This window comes from Haladaptatus ordinarius, from assembly GCF_054177595.1.
The window spans coordinates 70480-88514 of record NZ_JBPEHH010000007.1; the positions used below are offsets into that span (position 1 = coordinate 70480).

Genomic DNA, 18035 nt, shown 5'->3' on the forward strand with positions numbered 1-18035 from the left:
GAAAAGGCTGCCGTCAGGCGTAGGCCTCCAGTTCCCGTCCGAAGACGACGAAATACCCGGTTCCCACCAGACCGACCACGGTGGCGAGTCCGAACGCCAGCGTGGGTTCGAGGCCGTAGAGCCACCCACCGAGCGCGGCGCTCGGGATGGTGATGGCGTTCCGGACGAGGTAGTACGAGCCGACGACGCGCCCGCCCGCGTTCTCCTCGGCGGGGCCGACGATGAGCGCCTTGTGGGCGGGGAGGCCGGCGAACCGAAGACCAGAGACGGCGAAAAGTGCGGCGACGACGAGCGCATCGTCGGGGGCGTTGACGAGCAGGGCGGGAAACGTCGCGTAGACGACGAATCCCGTGGCCACGACGGGTTTCAGTCCGATTCGTTCGGCCAGTTTCGAGACGGGGAGCATCGTGAGCAGGGCGACCGCCATCTCGATGGCGAGCAGGACGCCGAAGAATGCGTCCGGTCCGAGATAGCCGACGACGGGGAGCGTCGCGTCCACTCGCAGGTACTCCGTGACCGCGAGGACAACGAAGACGTGGACCATCCCGTTGGCGAACCGAACCATCGTGTCGCCGACGAGTAACGGTCGAAGCGTGGTGGGCATCCTCCGAAGGTCGAAAAGCACCTGCCCGACTCCTTCGAACGATTTGCCGAACGAATCGCCGTCCGCGTCGTAGAGAGCGTGCTGTGCGACGGTCGCAAGCAGGGCGAAGCCGGCGGCAACGACGAGCACGTACCGGAAGCCGAGCTCGAACTCGTAGGCCGCGATGAGACTCGCGGCTATCAGTGGCCCGACGAGAAACGCGGTTCGGCGGAACGTCTCCGTACTGGCGAACCCGGCCGCGAGTTTCGACGGTGGAACGCTCTGTTTGACGATGGCGAAGGTTGCGCCCAGCCCGAACGACTTCCACGCCTGCACCAACAGAAGGCCGACGAATATCCACGCCCACGCCGGGAGCGCCGGAAGCGCGGGTGCGCCGACCCAGAAGAGAAAGCCGACCGTCGAACAGAGACCGAACAGCGTGAGCGCGGTGCGCGACCCGATTCGGTCCGAGAGTGCGCCGCCGGGATAGGGGTAGACTGCGCCGATGAGGTTGCCGAAACTGCCGTACAGGCCGATGAGGACGCTGGTCGCGCCGAGCAAGGAGAGATACCGACCCATGTACCGACTCGTCATCTGGAAGCCGAGGCTGAACGCGAACATCGCGAGCGATAGGACGAGAACGTCACGTTCCAGTGCGAGGAACTGTCGGAACGGCGAAAGTCCGTCTACCGATTCGTCTTCGGTCGCCACAACTGAGTGATTCTATTGATTCCGCATAGTTCCACCGGACGCGAACCCGAATTCCGAACTGCTAAGGGGGTTCGGCAACGGTGTATCGGTAATGACAACGCTCGGAACGGCGAGCGCGGCCCCCGGGGAAGTCGATACGGGTCGTCTCCCGGTGGGAGAGACCCGCGATGGGAGCCAGTTCGGCCTCCCCGTCGCCGTGATAAACGGTGCGAGAGAGGGAAAGACGCTGTACATTCAGGCCGTGAGCGACGGCGACGAACTCAACGGTCTCGGCGTCGTCAAGCGCGTCGTCCCACAGCTCGCACCCGAGAAGATATCGGGGACCATCCTCGTCGTCGGTCTCGTCAACTACCACGCATTTCAGGTCGCAGAACATCGCAACCCCATCGACGACACGAAGATGAATCGCGCGTATCCCGGCAACGAGTCGGGCACGTCGAGCGAGCGAACGGCGGCGGCCACCTTCGAAATCGCCTCGCGGGCCGACCTCGTCCTCGACCTCCATCAGGGTTCGACGAGTCGAATGCTGAACGAAGTGCGGGTGCGCTGTGGCCCGCGCCACCGCCTCCACGACCAGTGTCTCGAACTCGCCAAGGTGTTCGGCTGTGGGCACGTTTTAGACCAGAAAGGGCCGGACGGCCAGCTCGCCCGTGCCGCCCCCGACGAAGGGATTCCGACGGTCGACCCGGAACTCGGTGGCTGTGTCGGCTGGGACGAAGAGAGCATCCGGTACGGCGTCGAGGGCGTGTTCAACGTCCTGCACTACTACGGCTTCCTGGACGGCGACGTCACACTCGACCCCCAGACGCGGGCTACCGGATTCGACCGGTACGGCGCACCGAACGGCGGTGTCGTCACCTTCCGGAAGGAACTCGGTGACCGGGTGAAACCCGGTGACGTCCTCTTCGAGGTGACCGACGTGTTCGGCAAACGCAAAGCCGAAGTCACCGCCGACAAAGCTGGCATCTTCTGGCGCTCCCGCCGGTTGCCACAGGTCGCAACGGGTGAGTACGTCTGCTCGGTCGGAACCGACGTAGACCAGTACTGATGTCCTCCGACCTCTCCTGTTCGGCCTGCGGGCGCGAGTACCCCGCCGGGCCAGGCGAACCGTGGCGGTGCGAGTGCGGCCATCCACTCGACTTCGCCGAGCGACCGCTTCCCGACTCACCTGCCCCGGCGTTCACAGAAATCGACACCCGAGAGGGGCTCTGGGCCGTCTCCGAGTTTCTCCCCGTCCGCCAGGTCGTCACCCTCGGGGAGGGATTCACCCCGCTGGTCGACGCGGACGACTGGGACGCCCAGTTCAAACTCGACTGTGTCTTCCCGTCGGGGAGTTTCAAAGACCGCGGTGCGACCGCGACGCTCTCGCGGGCCGCCGAACTCGGCGTCGAGACGGTGCTCGAAGACTCCTCGGGCAACGCGGGTGCGGCCATCGCCCAGTACGCGGCACGGGCGGGTATCGACGCGAAAATCTACGCCCCGGCGGACGCGAAGGCGTCGAAACTCCGGGCCATCGAGCGCGCCGGTGCGACCCCGGTTCGCGTCGAGGGGAGCAGACAGGACGTGACCGACACCTGCATCGAGGCGGTCGAAGCGGGCGAGGGCTGGTACGCCAGCCACGCGTGGAATCCGGCCTTCTTCGCCGGGACGATGACCTTCGCGCTGGAACTGGCCGCCCAGCGCGACTGGTCGGTGCCGGACGCGGTCGTCTGTCCCCTCGGCCACGGCACGCTCTTCCTCGGCGCGTACCGCGGCTTCCGCGCCCTGTGCGACGCGGGGTGGACGGACCGAATGCCTCGACTGCTCGGCGTACAGGCCATGGGCGTCGCACCCATCGCGGTCGAACTGCACGCTTCCGACGAGGGTGACACCGAAGCGGACAGAAACGACGTGGCCGATGGCATCCAGATAACCCACCCTGCCCGCGGCGGCCAGATTCTCGATGCAATCGATTCGACCGGGGGCGATGCAATCGCACTGGATTCGGAAGCGACTCGGGACGCGCTAGACCGACTCCACCGGACGGGATTCTACGTCGAACCGACGAGCGCCGTGGCAGTCGCGGGTCTGTCGGCGTACCGCGAGCGCGGTGTCCTCGACGACGATGCCGACGTGGTCGTTCCCCTCACCGGCCACGGGCTGAAATCGTAGTCGGTCGCGGAATATCACCGCTCGGGGTGCGTCGGCGCGTCGAACCCACCGCGAACGAGGGGTTTTGCGATGTGGCGACGCGCTTCCGGAGGGACCTCGTACCACCCCACTTCCAGCTCTCGCTCGACGTTCCGCTCGACTTTTCCCGCTGTTTGCGTCCCGCAATCTCGGCAGCGATAGCCCTGTCTTGCCCCCGCACTCTTCATCGAGCGCCCGCAGTCCGGACAGTTCGGGGTGACGAGTTCGGTCGTATCGAGGTCGCGGACCGCGAACTTCTCCAGCTTCAGAGTGCCCTGTGCGACCTCGCCACACGCCGCGATCCGGTCGCCGGGTCGGAGATTCCTGACGTGGTCGCGGAACCGTTTCGTCGGTTCGAAGGCGGCACAGCGCAGTTCAGTCTCTCCGTCAGTCACGGTGAAAAAGACGTGGCCACCCCGGCGGGTGTCAGGTTTCGACGTCACGGTTCCCGTGACTCGGTAGGCGCGACCGTCTTCCACCGTTCCGAGGCTCCCGACCGTGCCGAGGTCGGCATCCCGGAAGTGGGCGTCGGTTCCCTGATTGGTGATGAACAGCGCGCTTCGGGCGACCGGTTCGCCGTCGATGCGGTCGGCGACGCGCCGGACTGCGTCCGGGTCGTCGCCGCGAATCCCGTGGAGGATGGGACAGGGCGTGTGGGGGACACAGACCGCCTCGCCGCTTCCGCGGTCGACCGTGTCCCACGCGAGGGGGTAGGCGTCGTCTGCGGCCGCGAACAGCGAGTCGATGTCGACCTCGCGCGGGGTTCCCCACCGCTCCGATTCGCGGTAGGAGATGTGTTCGTAGGTCCACTCCGAGAACGCCGTCCAACTTCCCACCGCCGCCAGTGCGCCGATCTTTCCCCGACCGTTCTTCCAACCGGCGTGGCGATAGCCGGCCGATTCGATTCGTCGCGCGGCGTCCTCGCGGGAGAGGAGTTCCCGAACTGCTGTCCGAGCGAACCCGGCCACCTCGTCGGGAGCGGCGTCGGGAGCGTGCGGTGCGACGACGAGGCCGGGGTTCGTCTTCGGGTCGTCGGTCTCGGCGGCGGCGTCGAGTTCGTCGCGGGCGAGTTCGAACGCACGTCGCGGGTCGATGTCGGTGTGAACCGCGAGTGCGGCGTTCCCCCGCGTCTTGTGTTTCACTGCGGGATTCAACCGGACGAGGAGCAGTCGCTCTACGTCGCCACCCGCCTCCCGCACGTGCTCTGCGACGCGCGCTGCGAGGTAGGTCGTACACATCCCGCGTTCGCGGGAGTCAGTGTCGTCGAGGCCGATGACCGTCACGTCCGGGGATTGTCGCGTGGAGATTAACGGCTTTCGGAGCCGAGTTGTAGTATATGAATCTATCGCCGACAAACGCCGCAATCGCAAGACTGCGGCGTGCCGACTTGGCAAAACGTATTTATATCAGAATCACTTACCTCACACCATGTCCAGGTCTGCACTGGTCGGCAACGTAATCTCGATGCTGGAGGACGCGGGATTCGTGGTGAGTGACCGGTGTGCCATCCGACCGAAGAGTTTCGACGTAGCAGCGCGGCGCGGACCGGATCTCCTGTTGTTGAAGATTCTCGGAAACATCGACGCATTCGACGGCAAGACGGGCGTCGAGATGCGGCGACTCGGAACGTTCCTCGATGCGACGCCGATGGTCATCGGTCTGCGCTCGAGAAACCAGGACCTCGAACCCGGTGTGGTGTACTTCCGCCACGGCGTGCCGGTTTTCAATCCCGACACGGCGCTGGACCTCTTCCTCGAAGGGGTGCCACCGCTGGTGTACGCCGCGCCCGGCGGTTTGTACGTCAACATCGACGGTGACATCTTGCAGGACGAGCGCCAGGAACGCGGCTGGAGCCTCGGCCAATTGGCCAACGAACTCGGCGTCTCTCGCCGTACGGTCTCGAAGTACGAAGACGGTATGAACGCCAGCGTGGACGTCGCTATCGAACTCGAAGACCTGTTCGACCGCGAACTGACGAGTCCGGTGGAAGTGTTCGGCAGCGCCGACGAGGTCACCGAGGACGAAGCGGTCGACGAACCAGACGCCGAACCGGACGACCAGCACATGTTCACCGTGCTCACTCGCGTCGGGTTCACGGTCCATCCGACCACTCGTGCACCGTTCAAGTCGGTGAGTGAGGACGACCACGAAGACCGCGTCCTGACGAGTCACTCGACGTTCAACCCCACGGCAGAAAAACGCGCAAAAATCATGAGTTCTATCAGCCGCGTCGCACGCACCCGCTCGGTCTACTTCGTTGACTCCGCGCGGCGCGAGACGGTCGAAGGAACCGCACTGGTCGAGCGTGAGGAAGTCGAAGGAATCGACGACGCCAACGAACTCCGGAAACTGATTCGGGAACGAGCAGAAGCGTAGGTCGTCGGTTCAGCCCCCTCCGCCTTCACCGCCTTCGCCTCCTTCTCCACCCTCCCCGCCTTCTCCACCTTCGCCGCCTTCGCCACCCTCCCCGCCTTCACCGTCTCCGCCACCGCCGGGCCGCGCACAGCCGGCGAAGCCACTGACGAACAATCCCACTGAGCCGAGTAGTCGTCGTCGAGTCGTCACGCTCGTCGGTACGTGCGGAACGAACGTAAATCGGTTGACCGACTCCGTTCAAAACCTAGTCGTTCGACACTCTCGTCACGGAAACGCCCGTCGGGTAGGTGTACGAATGCTTTCTCGAAGTGAACTACTCCCACCTACCGCGTTCGGGCTTACCCAGCCCTCACTTGTTGAGGTGGGAGCTTCCTGTTTCTGTGTCAGAACTTGCAGGGAACGTCCCCACAGCGGTTCCAGACTCCACAGGCGATTTCCCTTGACAGGGTGGTTCGGAGTGTCCCACTCCTACCGAATGGATACTCGACTACCACGTCCGATGCACGCTTTTTGTCGCGTTTGAACAACGGACACATTGGTGTAAGCGTTTTACTACCCCGTTCGTCCGCTGTGGTAGTAAGGCTATGCCGTCCAGTGAAAGTTACCAAAGACGGCGGCTGTATCCCCTCCCTACTCGCTCCCTTCGGTTGCTCCTTGAGAAAGGGGCTTACCCGCCTGCAATTCAGCTAAAAGGGTAATTTATTATAGGGAATTGATTATTTTGAATCGTGACTACCATCATTACCCACGCTTCCCGACCCGTATTTCAGCACCGTCGAATCGGTCTGGGATGAGTTAGTAGATGAATTCAGTATCGACCGGTATCTCAACCCGTTCCCGCATTTTATCCTGTACGCCCTGAACGATGAGGTCGATATTGCAATTGTCGAAGTCGCCGTCGAGGAGGCTGCGGAAGAACACGCTCCGTTCTCCGTCCACACGGACGGTATTGGCATCTTCCCTGGAAACCATGTCTGGCTCCCGGTCGCTAAATTCCCCCAACTCACAGCGCTCCACTCTGATGTCGTAGAGGCAGTTGGGGATCTGGGAACGGCACCGGTGCCGTTTTACTGCCCATACGTTCGTTCGAGATAGTTCACGATATCGTTGCTCTCGGCCATCCCCTCGATACCGTGTTCGTCGTCCACCAGGACGGGGACACCGGTCTGTCCACTTAGCTTCTTCACCTCGGTTCGGTTCGCGTGGGAACGAGGGACGAGAACCGATTCGTAGTCGAGTTCGAGTTCGTTCAACTTCTCTCTGACCTTGATACAGAACGGGCACCCTTCGACTTCGTACAGTTTCAGGTTCGACACACCCCGAATAGGAAGGTCCGGAATAAGAGTGTGATGCTGGTGAGAAAACCGACTGGATTTTCGAACGACGGAAAGCGCTCCGATTTCCGGTAGTGAGAAAACCGACCGAGTAGCGGAGAACGCAAACGGTGGTTCAGACGTTCGCCGTGAGGAATCCACCCGTTCTGACGACGAAGTAGACGACGAACGCGAACGCGAGAACCCACTGCCCCGGGCGCACGTCTCGCCACTCGCCTGTGGCCGACTTCACGATGGGATAGCTGACGATGCCCGCCGCGATACCGTAGGCGATGGAGAATGTCAGGGGCATGATGATAATGGTCATCCCTGCCGGAATCGTGTGAGTGATGTCGTCCCACTGGATGTCGGTGACGTTTCCGAGCATGATGATGGCGACGACCACCAGCGCGATGTGGGAGGCGTAGAGGGGAATCGCCGCCGCGAGGGGGACGATGGCCAGCGACGCGAGAAAGAGGAGACCGACCACGAGCGCGGTCATCCCGGTTCGGCCGCCTTCCTCGACACCTGTCGCGGATTCGATGTAGGTCGTCACCGTTGACGTGCCGAGGATGCCACCGACCGTCGTGCCGACTGCGTCGGCCATCAGGGGTTTGTTGACTTCGGGCAGGTTACCGTCGTCGTCGAGGAAGCCGGCGACCTGGCCGACACCGGTCAGCGTCCCTGCGGTGTCGAAGAAGTCCACGAAGAAAAACGTGAAGACGATGAGCGAGAACGCGAAGGCGTCTACGTTGCTGAACCCGTCCACGAACGCGCCGAAGAGCGGCGTGATGTCGTACTGCGCCTGTGTCATCTTCGTGAAGTCGAACCCGCCGTTCTCGACGAATGCGGGTGCGACGACGCCCGGGTCGACCATCCCTGCGAACGTGACGACGCCGCCCAGAATCGTGGTCAGCAGGACGCCGACGATGATGGAACCGGTCATCCCACGGGCATAGAGTGCGAACGTGACGAACAGGCCGACGACCGAGAGGATGGCGATCGGATCTTGGGCGACGTTTCCGAGGGTGACGAGCGTCGCCGGGTCGTCGACGACAATCCGCATTTCCTCTAAACCGATGATGGCGAGGAAGAGGCCGATTCCCGTCCCGACGGCGAACTTGACGGGTTCGGGAAACAGGTAGATGATGTACTTTCGCGCACCGATAGCGGTCAGAATGATGAAAATGATACCCTCCGTGACGACCGCTGCGAGGGCGGTCTGCCACGGGATACCGAGCGTTCCGATGACCGTGAACGCGAAGAAGGCGTTCAGACCGAGGCCCGGAGCTTGCGCGAACGGCCGTTTCGCGTAGAAGGCCATCACGAAGATGGCGACCGCCGCCGACAGGATGGTGACGACGGCGAGCATCTGCTGTACCTCGCCCGGCGTGTAGCCGTCGATGGCGATTCCCGGCTTGCCGTCCTCCCCGGGAAACATCGTCATGATGGCCGGGTTGACCACCACGATGTAGGACATCGTCAGGAACGTCGTGATTCCCGCGATGACCTCTGTTCTGAGGTCGGTATCGTACTCGTCGAAATCGAAGAACTCACCTAGCGCGCCCATGATGCACGTTTGAGCATGCTTGTTGGTGTCTATTTAAGTATTTTCGTCTAACTCGACCATATTGTACACAAATTTGCATATCGGTGGCTCGTCACTCGAACGACGCCAGTGCGCCGACGGGTGCGTCGGTCAGCCCTTTCGCGCGTTCGATGCCTTCCGTCCCTGCCGCGATGAGGGCAAAGACGCCGCCCACGTCGGCGTCCGCATCCTCGGCGATATCGAGCAGCAGTTCTTGCGTCTCGCCGGAGCGGATGAGGTCGTCCACGACCAGGACGGTTTCGCCGGGTGCGATGGCCGAAGCGGGGAGGTAGTAGGTGAGTTCGATGCCGGAGGCGAGTCGCTGGCGAGCCTCGATGAACTCCTCGACGGCAGTCTCTTTCGACTTCTTCGCGTAGGCACACCGAGCGCCGAAGTAACTCGCCATCGCCGCGGCGAGGGTGATGCCGTCGGTCGCGGCGGTCAACACCACGTCGGGGTGGTCAAACTCGAACGTCTCGGCGGCGACGGGTGCGACGAGGTCGAGAAACGACTGGTCGAAGACGACGTCCGAGTTGTCCACGTACCCCTCGGGGTCGAGACGAGTGCGGGCTTGCAGTTCCGCCGCGAGTTCCTCTCGACCGACGCCGTCTACGACCGCCGCCGCGCGGTCGGTGCTCGGCAGGACGTGTCCGTTCACGTAGCGATTCAGGTCACCTGCAGGCAGGTCGGTCACCTCGGCGAGTTCGTCGTACGTGCGCGTCTCCTTCAGCATCCGAAGGACGGAGACGGCCTGCAACTGCAGATTGGCCTTCTCTGCTCGGTTCATACCCCTATCATCACCATCGTGCAACCTTGAACACTTCGATGAAAGATAGCGGCCGTTTAGACACGACCGTGTAGGTCAGTCGAGAAAGTCGGGGGCGAGGCGCTTCTCTTCGTACTCTCGTTCGAGGTGGTCCTCGAACGCGTCGCGTTCGACGCCACCCCGTTGGCGTTCGTCCCGGTCGCGGACGGAGATGGTCCTCGATTCGACTTCGTCGCTTCCGACGACGACCATGTACGGAACGCGGTCGTCGTGACCTGCGCGAATCTTCTTTCCGAGCGTCCAGTCGCGGTCGTCTACGTCGACCCGGAACTCCCCGAGGTCGTCGGCCACTTCCTCGGCGTAGCCCGCGTCGTCGTCCGTGATGGGCAGGATGCGCACCTGCTCGGGTGCGAGCCAGAGTGGGAAGTCTCCGGCGAAGTGTTCGACACAGACGCCGATGAACCGCTCTATCGACCCGAGGAGTGCGCGATGAATCATCACGGGGCGGTGTTCCTCGCTGTCCGCACCGACGTAGCTGATGCCGAGTCGTTCCGGTTGCACGAAGTCTACCTGCACCGTGCCGATCGTCCACTCGCGCCCGATGGCGTCGTTCGCGTTGATGGCGACCTTCGGTCCGTAGAACGCACCCTCTCCCGGTGCGATTTCGTAATCCAGTGCTTCGTCTGCCAGCGCTCCTCGGAGCGCCTCGTGGGCCTGTTCCCAGAGTGCGTCGTCGCCGATAGCGTCGTCCGGTTTCGTCTCCAGTTCGAGGAGAACGTCGAGGTCGAAGGCCGCGTACATCTCGTGGATAATCGCCAGCGTGCGAGCGATTTCGGCGCGAATCTGGTCGGGACGGACGAACGCGTGGCCGTCGTCCTGCGTGAACCCGCGCACCCGTAACAGACCGGAGAGTTCGCCGGACTGTTCGTTCCGGTAGCACGTGCCGAACTCCGAGAACCGAATCGGCAGGTCGCGGTAGGAGTGGCTGCCGTGGTCGTAGATGGCAGCGTGGTTCGCACAGTTCATCGGCTTCAGTCCGTACTCCTCGTCGTTTTGCTCCCACGCGAACATCTCGCCCTCCTCTTTGAAGTGTTCGTAGTGACCCGACCGCTTCCAGAGGTCCGCCTTGTTGAGTTCCGGCGTCTTTACCTCCCGGTAGCCGAGTTCGGCGTTCTTCTCGCGGACGAACCCCTCCAGTTCGAGGCGAATTACCATCCCGTTCGGGTGGTAGTGAACGCATCCCGGCGAGTGGTCGGGAATCGAAAAGAGGTCCATCTCCTCGCCGATTTTCCGGTGGTCGCGCTTTGCTGCTTGCTCCCGACGTTCGAGAAACGCGTCTAGCTCCGATTCGCACTCGAACGCCGTCCCGTAGATTCGCGTGAGCATCGCTTCGTCCTCGTCGCCACGCCAGTATGCGCCGGCGATTTCGAGCAGTGAGAGCGCGCCGATTTCGCCCGTCGATTCGACGTGCGGGCCTGCACAGAGGTCCGAAAAGTCGCCCTGCCGGTAGAACGTCACCCGCTCGCCCGATTCTTCGAGGTCGTCGAGGAGTTCGCGTTTGTACGGCTGGTCGGCGAGTCGTTCGCGGGCCTCCTCGACCGAGACTTCCTCGCGCACGACGTCGTAGTCCGACTCGACGATGTCGCGCATCTCGGCCTCGAGTACGGCGAGGTCTTCCTGGTCGACGTCGATGCGGTCGAAATCGTAGTAGAAGCCCTCGTCCGTCGGCGGGCCGATGGCGAGTTTCGCGTCCGAGGAGTGACGCAAGACCGCCTGTGCGAGGACGTGTGCCGCGGAGTGTCGCAGGACGCGGACGTACTCGTCGGAATCCGGCGTGACGACGCGCAGGTCGGCGTCCGACTCGATTCGATACTCGGGAGCGACGAGGTCACCGTCGACGATTCCGGCGACGCAGTCATCGCCCAGTCCCGGACCGATATCGTCGGCGACGGTCTGGACCGAGACCGGTCCGTCGAAGACGCGTTCGGAGCCGTCCGGTAGCGATACCACTATTCGTGATTCTGATTCTTGTCGTGACATGATTGAGAGGAGCAGTCGTTCTCCGCGCTTCGTTCGCGTGACAGTGCCCTCAGAACGTCGAGACGCACGGCTCTCGAAGCAAGCGCGGGCCGAGAAGCGACGATGGTAGTGACTAGTTTAACGGGCGAGCACCCGACGTGTAAAGTAGCCACCCAGCATCGTGTTGCTCGGAGAGAGCTAACCGCGGTACGGTATTAAAGCCTTCTGCGGCGGAGAACCGTTGGAGACAGCGAAGCTCCGAGATGCTTCGGCGGAAAGACGGGGGCGAAACGTGTTTCACCCCCGGACGACACCGTCGCTCGAATCTCCAGGACTCGATTCGACCGAAAACGACCACGATGACCTTCGAAAACGGCTCCCCGTTACGCTTCCTCTCCGTCGAGGAGGTCGGAGGCGGTGAGGAGCGCCTCCATCTCCACACCGGCCTCGGCCAGGTTCTCGCGGCCACCCTCCTCCCTGTCCACGACGACGAGAATTCGGTTCACCTCCGCCCCGGCCGCCCGCAGGGCTTCCACTGCATCCACCGCGCTCTGGCCCGTCGTGACGATGTCCTCCAGGACGACGACTTCCTCGCCCTCCGCCAGTCGCCCCTCGATGAGGTTCGCCGTGCCGTACTCCTTCTGCTGTTTACGCGCGATGACGTACGGGAGGCCCGTTTCGACGCTCGTGACCGCCACGAGGGGCACCGCACCGAGTGCCACGCCCGCCAGTTTCGTCCCGTCCAGTCGCTTTGCGAACGCCTGGGCGACGAGTTCGAGGCAGTGCGGGTCGGTCTCGAAGAGGTACTTATCAACGTAGTAACTGCTCGTCCCACCGTGTGAGAGTTCGAATTCGCCGTACTGGACGGCGTCTGCCGCACGCAGCGCGTCGATGAGTTCCTGATTCGCCATGTGAGAAGACGCGACGGGCGCGGGTTTAAAAGTAGTTTTTCCGCGCGACCACCTCCTATTCACTCACCACGGTTCGTTTTTCAACCCCAGCGCGTAGGCGATGACGTTCGTCGCCAGGTGGAGAAGCGGGGTCACCACGACGACGACGGCGAGGACGGGGACCGTGAAGGTGTCGAGCGTCCAGTCCGGGGCCGCGAGCGCCGTGAGCAAGAGCGCCATCACGACGAAGTCGAGTTGGTCTACGCCCGGAAACGACGCGCCACGCGCTCGTCCCGTCCGGCGCTTGAGGAAGGAGGCGACGATGTCGCCGAACATCGCGCCGGCGGGCATGGCGAGGACGACCGCGACCGGGAAGGTGTCGGGGAGCGTGACTCCGAGCGTGGGTTCGACCGACGACCGAACGGCGTTCAATCCGAGCGCGAGCACCGCGCCGGTGGTGATTCCGGCGACGGTTCCGCGCCACGTCTTCCCGTCGCCGAGGACTCGCTTGCCGTTCCACGTCCTCCCGCCGTCGATGGGTGGTCCGCCGCCCGCGACCACCGCGACGTTGTTCGGCACGTACGCTGGCAACATCGCCCAGATGGCGACGACCACGACCTCGAAAGCGTTCATATCGGGACAGGAACGCCCCGGGTCTTAAGAACCGGAGGTTTTCGTCGGCCGATATTCGAACGTGTTCGAGTGGTTACCAACTCCCTTTACGCGTACGGACCTCGTACACCGGTGGAACCGTGGCTGGTGTACTCGAACCGCTCTCAGTCCTCGTCGGAACGACGCTCGCCATCTACTGCCTCTGGCAGTTAGCGTTCGATCCGCTTCACGGACCGCTGCCGGGCAAGATACTCCCCTTCGTCGTTCTCTTCGCCGGTGCGCTGGTAGGGATCGGACTGCTGTACTGGGGATTCGACAGGCTCGATCTCCTGCGTCGTCCGTGATCTCCTTCCAGAAGCGCTCGGCGGCAATAGTTAACAACCTCGGCACCTTACAGCGTCGAGGCTAGTGTACCATGTATCCCGTCGGACACTACGGATTCGCGTTGCTGTTCACCGCGCCCGTCGTGTTCTATCTCGGTCGCAGAGCGGGACTCGTCTTCACGGTGTTCGTTCTCCTGACGGCTACGCTCCCCGATTTGGACAAACAGGTTCCGTACGTCCAACACCACGGGATAACGCACACCGTTTCTTTCGGAATCGTCAGCGGCCTCGTCGTCGGCATCCTGATGGCTAGCCTTGTGACCGTGTACGTTCGACGGGAGGGCGCTCCGAGATACTCGCGGCTCACCGCGAAGAACATGCTCATCTGGTCGACGGCCGGGGTGTTTCTCGGCGTCGTGAGTCACGTCGTCGGCGACATTCTCGTCCTCCTTCCCGGGACGGAGCCGGTGAGTCCGTTCTGGCCGGTTTTCGATCGAAAGTTCTCCGTACGGGCGTGGTCGATCGGTGCGACGGCCCGAAACTTCGCGCTTCTGGTCAGCGGACTCGGCCTCCATACGCTCATTTACAACTATCAGCAGAAAACACAGCGTTCGGAGCCCGAGCGGGGACGTCATCAATAACAGAGTACCGTTCTCGGACGAAGTGGCGGGTCGAGGACCCACTGGCCCGCTCTGTGTCTAACTGCCGCCGTCTTGCGTAGTAGTTTGATTACCACTCTGCGTCTGATTCCCTCCGCCCTGCGTCGTCTCCCCGCCTTGAACTGGGCTGAACTGCACGGCGACGAGCCCCAGTTCGTTCGAATCGTCGAACAGGATGTCGTCGTCGACTGCGTTCTGGTTGAAGTTGACGTTGCCTGGTTGCGAGGCGAACTGGTACGTCTGGCCCTGTTGAACGTCGACGTTCTCCGGGAGGAACAGCATCGAGTACGCTCCCTGCGAGTACTGATAGCTGATAACCCGCGTGTTGTACTGGCGGCCTCGATTGTCGCTCCGAATCGGTGCCCAGTTGAGCGCTTGCGAGGCGATGGTGAACCTAGCACCGCCCGAGAACTGGCTGCTGAGCATCACGCCCACGGGCTGGTCGTTCCCTTGCGTGGTGGTCTGTGCGTTCGTCGCACCGGAGAGCCCGATGGCGAGACCGCCGGAGCTGAGTGCTCCTTTCTTCATGAACGATCGGCGAGACGATTCTCCCATAAGTCGTCCGAGCGCGTTCGTGTCTTTTGTCATTGTGTTGTGGAATGAAGTTTGTTTACTGCGATTACGCGGGATTGAACGTGACGTTGATGAAGTTTACGTTGGCCTGCTCTTCGATGTCTTCCCAATCACCACCGAGCGTGTACCGCTGACCCTGTTGGACCTCGGCGTCCTGGTACGGGAACAGGAAGGCGAACTGGTTGCTCGCACCGACGTACTGGACGATGCGGGTGTTGAACTCGGTTCCTAGTTGCCCCTCTCCGGCACCTTGGGGTGCCCAGTCTAAGGCCGGCGTGACGACGACGAACTGCGCTCCCGGCTGGAACTGATTGTTGAACATGTACCCTTCGCCGCCACGGCCGGCGTCTTGCAGGGCTGCCGTTTCCCCTCGAACGCTTCGTGAGTTAGTGTCCTTCGTCATGGTTGCACAACGAATCGCGATTTGGTTGGCGTCCGATGCAGTACAGACGAGTCGGCGGACGCGTATAACCAACGTCGTCCGTTCAGCGACCGAACACGATATTACTCGCAAGTAAGGTTTTGTACTTCATCGCACTCGTTCATATCTGCACAGTCGGTACTAGAAATGAATTATTAACCGAACTGAACTACCAGCTAGGGCGAATTTCACGCACCGCTCATCTCGGTAGGGTTGGGTTCCGGTCTCCGTCCCGCGCCGGACGTGTGCCATCGCAACCTCAACTGAAAGCGGGAGGGAGAGTTACTGACAGAAAAATCGAAGCGGTCGTTCATCGTCGTAACGGACCTTTTCCGGAAGCGCGCTTCTTCGGAGTCGTACACCGGATCGACGGCCCGGACTGGTATATATAATCATAAGGTACGGGGGTACAAAGCCGGAGGTATGATACCTCCGATCGCCAGCAATTTCGTTGCGGGTGAAACGCCGGCAGAGGCGCTGGAACACGCGAAGGAGTTGAACCAGGGGAACGTCAGCGCCATCATCAACCTCCTCGGTGAGCACTACGATGAGCGCCAACCGGCGGACGAAGACGCCGAAACGTACGTCCGACTGCTCGAAGACATCGACCGGTCAGACCTCTCGGCGTGCGTCTCGGTCAAACCCTCGCAGGTCGGGTTGGACGTGGGAACGCACGTCTTCCGCGAGAACATGGAGCGAATTACCGACGCCGCGGACGACACGTTCGTCTGGATCGACATGGAAGACCACACGACCACCGACGCAACCCTCGACGTGTACGAACGACTCGCCCGCGAACACGAAGGCGGGGTCGGCGTCTGCGTGCAGGCGAACCTGAAACGGACGAAAGACGACCTCGAACGACTCTCCGACGTCCCCGGCAAGGTGCGACTGGTGAAGGGTGCGTACGACGAACCTCCTGCAGTCGCGTACAAACAAAAAGAGCGCGTCAACGCCATCTACCGGGAGTACCTCGCGTATATGTTCCAGGAGTTCGACGGCGGCGTCGCGGTCGGCAGCCACGACCCGGCGATGATACAGTACGCCAAAGACCTCCACGAGGAGTACGGCACTGACTTCGAAATCCAGATGCTCATGGGGGTGCGCGAGGACGCCCAGTACGAACTCGCCCGCGACTACGAGGTCTGGCAGTACGTCCCGTACGGTGACAAGTGGCTGTCGTACTTCTATCGCCGCGTGATGGAGCGCAAAGAGAACCTCCTGTTCGCCGCCCGCGCGGTGCTCGGTCGATAACGCAAACGTTGCAACTGGTTTATATTCCTGGGGACAAATGCTACACCTAAATGTCTTCGTGGAAACGTGACGCCGGTAGCGGCCTCATCATCTTGGCCCCCCTCCTGGTCACCGCGTACATCATCGCGTGGCTGTTCCTCAAGATAGCTAGCTTACCGTTTTTAGGGGATATCTCGGAGACGTACTTTTTGGGCGTGATTCCCGGCGACCTCGTCCGCGTCGGCATCGTCCTTGTTGTCTTCTCGATGCTCGTGCTCAGCGTCGGCTATCTCATGCGAACCACGGTGGGGGGAATCGTCGAGAACACCATCGACGGGATGATGAACCAACTGCCCGGCCTCCGCATCGTCTACAACGCCTCCAAGATGGCCGCTGAAACTGCGCTCTCTGACACCAACAAGCTCCAGAAACCGGTCAAAATCGAGACGTGGAACGGGATGCGGATGACGGCGTTCAAGACCGGCAAGACGACCGACGACGGCCGCGAACTCCTCTTTTTGCCCACCGCGCCGAACATCACGACCGGGTTCGTTGTGGAAGTCGAACCCGACCAGTTCACCGAAACCGACGAATCCGTCGAGGACGCCCTGACACGCGTCCTGAGCGCCGGATTCGGCGAGAACAGCAAGGGTGGAATTCCCATCAACGTGACCGACGAAGGCGAAGACAAAACCGAGACTCCACCCCCGACCTGATAGTATCTTCCGCGTAACTGGTAGGTTTTTGGGGATAGAACAGCAATAATCGTGTATGAACTGTCCTGAATGCGGGGAGGAGCGACTTCCGTTCGCCGTGCCGCCCGAACTCCGCGAACATCTTCCGTCGGAACCGGCGTCTGTACTCATCTGTCCGCACTGTCTCTCTCTCGACCCACTCGACGACCCGGCGACCGAACTCACCGATTTCACGCGAATCAGCGACGAACTCCCCGACGACAACGAGGCTGCTGCCGCCATGGTCCTCGCCACCGCGCTCCTCTCGTCGCTCGCGCTCCACCGCCAGCGTATCGACGCCTTGTTCGACCGGGTGGAACGGGCGGGAACCGACCCGCTGCTCGTCCTCGACAGGCTCGCGGACGACCCGGAACTGGAACCCAACTTCCACATCGAATCGCGGCGTCGCCAGTTGCTCCAGTTGCGTGACCGATGACCCGCGCTGTTCTTTCGAAGCCTCAACTTTGATGACGCCGACCCGCAACTAGTGACGTATGTCCAGCGATTGCATCTTCTGTCAGATCGTGGCCGGCGACATTCCCAGCCGAACCGTCTACGAAGACGACACCGTGTTCGCCTTCCTCGACGCGAACCCCCTCGCACCCGGTCACACCCTCGTCATCCCGAAAGCCCACCACGAGACGCTCGCAGACCTTCCCGACGACACCGCCGCCGACGTGTTCGCGGCGCTCCACCACCTCACCCCGACCGTCGAGGGGGCTGTCGACGCCGACGCGAGCAACGTCGCGTTCAACAACGGCGAAGAAGCGGGACAGGAGGTGCCGCACGTGCACGGACACATCATCCCGCGATTCGACGGTGACGGCGGCAGACCTATCCACGCCATCGCGGGCTCTCGCCCCGACCTCTCGGACGACGAACTAGACGACATCGCCGCCGGTATCCGCGACGCACAGTAAGTTATCCGACATTTTCTGAGCAGCGGTTTATAGAATTACAGGCGAGAATACCATGCCCTTGAGGGCGTGGATGAATCGCCGTCTTTGTTCACTTTCACTGCACGGTGCAGTCTTAGGTGCGTTTCGTGCGTATCCTTCACTGTCG

General features: G+C 62.2%; 21 protein-coding genes. 10 read left to right on the forward strand and 11 right to left on the reverse strand.

Features of this window, described 5'->3' with window-relative positions; translation table 11 throughout:
* Window positions 1-13 precede the first annotated feature (13 nt).
* Window positions 14-1294 carry an MFS transporter gene (locus ACR3FF_RS04685; protein ID WP_458186481.1) on the reverse strand — a complete coding sequence of 427 codons (1281 nt, stop codon included), beginning with the start codon at window positions 1292-1294 and terminating at the stop codon, window positions 14-16.
* Window positions 1295-1385: 91 nt separating this feature from the next.
* Here ACR3FF_RS04685 and ACR3FF_RS04690 point away from each other — a divergent pair, with 91 nt between their 5' ends.
* Together ACR3FF_RS04690 and ACR3FF_RS04695 are read left to right on the forward strand one after the other, a co-directional pair.
* Window positions 1386-2342: a succinylglutamate desuccinylase/aspartoacylase family protein gene (locus ACR3FF_RS04690; protein ID WP_458186482.1), complete on the forward strand. Its 957-nt coding sequence runs from the start codon at window positions 1386-1388 to the stop codon at window positions 2340-2342.
* Entirely contained in the window at window positions 2342-3445 is a 1104-nt protein-coding gene (locus ACR3FF_RS04695; RefSeq protein WP_458186484.1) for a pyridoxal-phosphate dependent enzyme, read from the forward strand. The genes ACR3FF_RS04690 and ACR3FF_RS04695 overlap by 1 nt, the downstream gene beginning before the upstream one ends.
* 14 nt (window positions 3446-3459) lie before the next feature.
* Here the strand turns inward: ACR3FF_RS04695 and ACR3FF_RS04700 are convergent, their stop codons facing one another.
* The gene (locus ACR3FF_RS04700; protein WP_458186486.1) at window positions 3460-4746 is read right to left on the reverse strand and encodes a TiaS agmantine-binding domain-containing protein; all 1287 of its coding nucleotides are present in this window, start codon (window positions 4744-4746) and stop codon (window positions 3460-3462) included.
* A gap of 145 nt (window positions 4747-4891) precedes the next feature.
* Between ACR3FF_RS04700 and ACR3FF_RS04705 the strand changes: the two genes are divergently transcribed.
* Window positions 4892-5839, forward strand: coding sequence for a transcriptional regulator (locus tag ACR3FF_RS04705; protein ID WP_458186487.1), 948 nt, complete (start codon window positions 4892-4894; stop codon window positions 5837-5839).
* Between the two features lie 9 nt (window positions 5840-5848).
* Here ACR3FF_RS04705 and ACR3FF_RS04710 read toward each other — a convergent pair whose 3' ends face one another.
* Window positions 5849-6028, reverse strand: coding sequence for a hypothetical protein (locus ACR3FF_RS04710; protein ID WP_458186489.1), 180 nt, complete (start codon window positions 6026-6028; stop codon window positions 5849-5851).
* A gap of 657 nt (window positions 6029-6685) precedes the next feature.
* Between ACR3FF_RS04710 and ACR3FF_RS04715 the strand changes: the two genes are divergently transcribed.
* Window positions 6686-6934: a 2'-5' RNA ligase family protein gene (locus ACR3FF_RS04715; RefSeq protein WP_458186527.1), complete on the forward strand. Its 249-nt coding sequence runs from the start codon at window positions 6686-6688 to the stop codon at window positions 6932-6934.
* Here ACR3FF_RS04715 and ACR3FF_RS04720 read toward each other — a convergent pair.
* The 6 genes from ACR3FF_RS04720 to ACR3FF_RS04745 form a co-directional block, all read right to left on the reverse strand.
* Entirely contained in the window at window positions 6907-7155 is a 249-nt protein-coding gene (locus tag ACR3FF_RS04720) for a glutathione S-transferase N-terminal domain-containing protein (RefSeq protein WP_458186491.1), read from the reverse strand. The genes ACR3FF_RS04715 and ACR3FF_RS04720 overlap by 28 nt on opposite strands.
* 133 nt (window positions 7156-7288) lie before the next feature.
* Window positions 7289-8722: an NCS2 family permease gene (locus tag ACR3FF_RS04725; RefSeq protein WP_458186493.1), complete on the reverse strand. Its 1434-nt coding sequence runs from the start codon at window positions 8720-8722 to the stop codon at window positions 7289-7291.
* Window positions 8723-8813: 91 nt separating this feature from the next.
* Window positions 8814-9527 (reverse strand): phosphoribosyltransferase family protein, encoded by a 714-nt coding sequence (locus ACR3FF_RS04730; RefSeq protein WP_458186495.1) that lies wholly within the window; start codon window positions 9525-9527, stop codon window positions 8814-8816.
* 75 nt (window positions 9528-9602) lie between these two features.
* Window positions 9603-11546 (reverse strand): threonine--tRNA ligase, encoded by a 1944-nt coding sequence (gene thrS, locus ACR3FF_RS04735; RefSeq protein WP_458186496.1) that lies wholly within the window; start codon window positions 11544-11546, stop codon window positions 9603-9605.
* A 362-nt stretch (window positions 11547-11908) separates the two neighbouring features.
* Entirely contained in the window at window positions 11909-12436 is a 528-nt protein-coding gene (pyrE, locus tag ACR3FF_RS04740; protein ID WP_458186498.1) for an orotate phosphoribosyltransferase, read from the reverse strand.
* A 63-nt stretch (window positions 12437-12499) separates the two neighbouring features.
* Window positions 12500-13048: a CDP-2,3-bis-(O-geranylgeranyl)-sn-glycerol synthase gene (locus ACR3FF_RS04745; protein ID WP_458186500.1), complete on the reverse strand. Its 549-nt coding sequence runs from the start codon at window positions 13046-13048 to the stop codon at window positions 12500-12502.
* Between the two features lie 119 nt (window positions 13049-13167).
* Between ACR3FF_RS04745 and ACR3FF_RS04750 the strand changes: the two genes are divergently transcribed.
* Complete coding sequence (locus ACR3FF_RS04750; RefSeq protein ID WP_458186501.1) at window positions 13168-13371, forward strand: hypothetical protein; 204 nt, start codon at window positions 13168-13170, stop codon at window positions 13369-13371.
* A gap of 71 nt (window positions 13372-13442) precedes the next feature.
* Window positions 13443-13991 (forward strand): metal-dependent hydrolase, encoded by a 549-nt coding sequence (locus ACR3FF_RS04755; protein WP_458186503.1) that lies wholly within the window; start codon window positions 13443-13445, stop codon window positions 13989-13991.
* A gap of 57 nt (window positions 13992-14048) precedes the next feature.
* Here ACR3FF_RS04755 and ACR3FF_RS04760 read toward each other — a convergent pair whose 3' ends face one another.
* Together ACR3FF_RS04760 and ACR3FF_RS04765 are read right to left on the reverse strand one after the other, a co-directional pair.
* Window positions 14049-14537 carry a hypothetical protein gene (locus ACR3FF_RS04760; protein WP_458186505.1) on the reverse strand — a complete coding sequence of 163 codons (489 nt, stop codon included), beginning with the start codon at window positions 14535-14537 and terminating at the stop codon, window positions 14049-14051.
* 91 nt (window positions 14538-14628) lie between these two features.
* A complete protein-coding gene (locus ACR3FF_RS04765; RefSeq protein ID WP_458186507.1) occupies window positions 14629-14985 on the reverse strand; it encodes a hypothetical protein in 357 nt (118 codons plus the stop codon).
* A gap of 441 nt (window positions 14986-15426) precedes the next feature.
* On the opposite strand from ACR3FF_RS04765, the gene ACR3FF_RS04770 reads away from it, so the two are divergent.
* The 4 genes from ACR3FF_RS04770 to ACR3FF_RS04785 are packed head-to-tail and all read left to right on the forward strand — an operon-like array spanning window position 15427 to window position 17890.
* Window positions 15427-16257: a proline dehydrogenase family protein gene (locus ACR3FF_RS04770; RefSeq protein WP_458186509.1), complete on the forward strand. Its 831-nt coding sequence runs from the start codon at window positions 15427-15429 to the stop codon at window positions 16255-16257.
* 50 nt (window positions 16258-16307) lie between these two features.
* Window positions 16308-16952 (forward strand): DUF502 domain-containing protein, encoded by a 645-nt coding sequence (locus ACR3FF_RS04775; protein WP_458186510.1) that lies wholly within the window; start codon window positions 16308-16310, stop codon window positions 16950-16952.
* Between the two features lie 55 nt (window positions 16953-17007).
* A complete protein-coding gene (locus tag ACR3FF_RS04780) occupies window positions 17008-17406 on the forward strand; it encodes a DUF6276 family protein (protein WP_458186512.1) in 399 nt (132 codons plus the stop codon).
* Window positions 17407-17464: 58 nt separating this feature from the next.
* A complete protein-coding gene (locus tag ACR3FF_RS04785) occupies window positions 17465-17890 on the forward strand; it encodes an HIT family protein (RefSeq protein WP_458186514.1) in 426 nt (141 codons plus the stop codon).
* The last annotated feature ends 145 nt before the right edge of the window (window positions 17891-18035 follow it).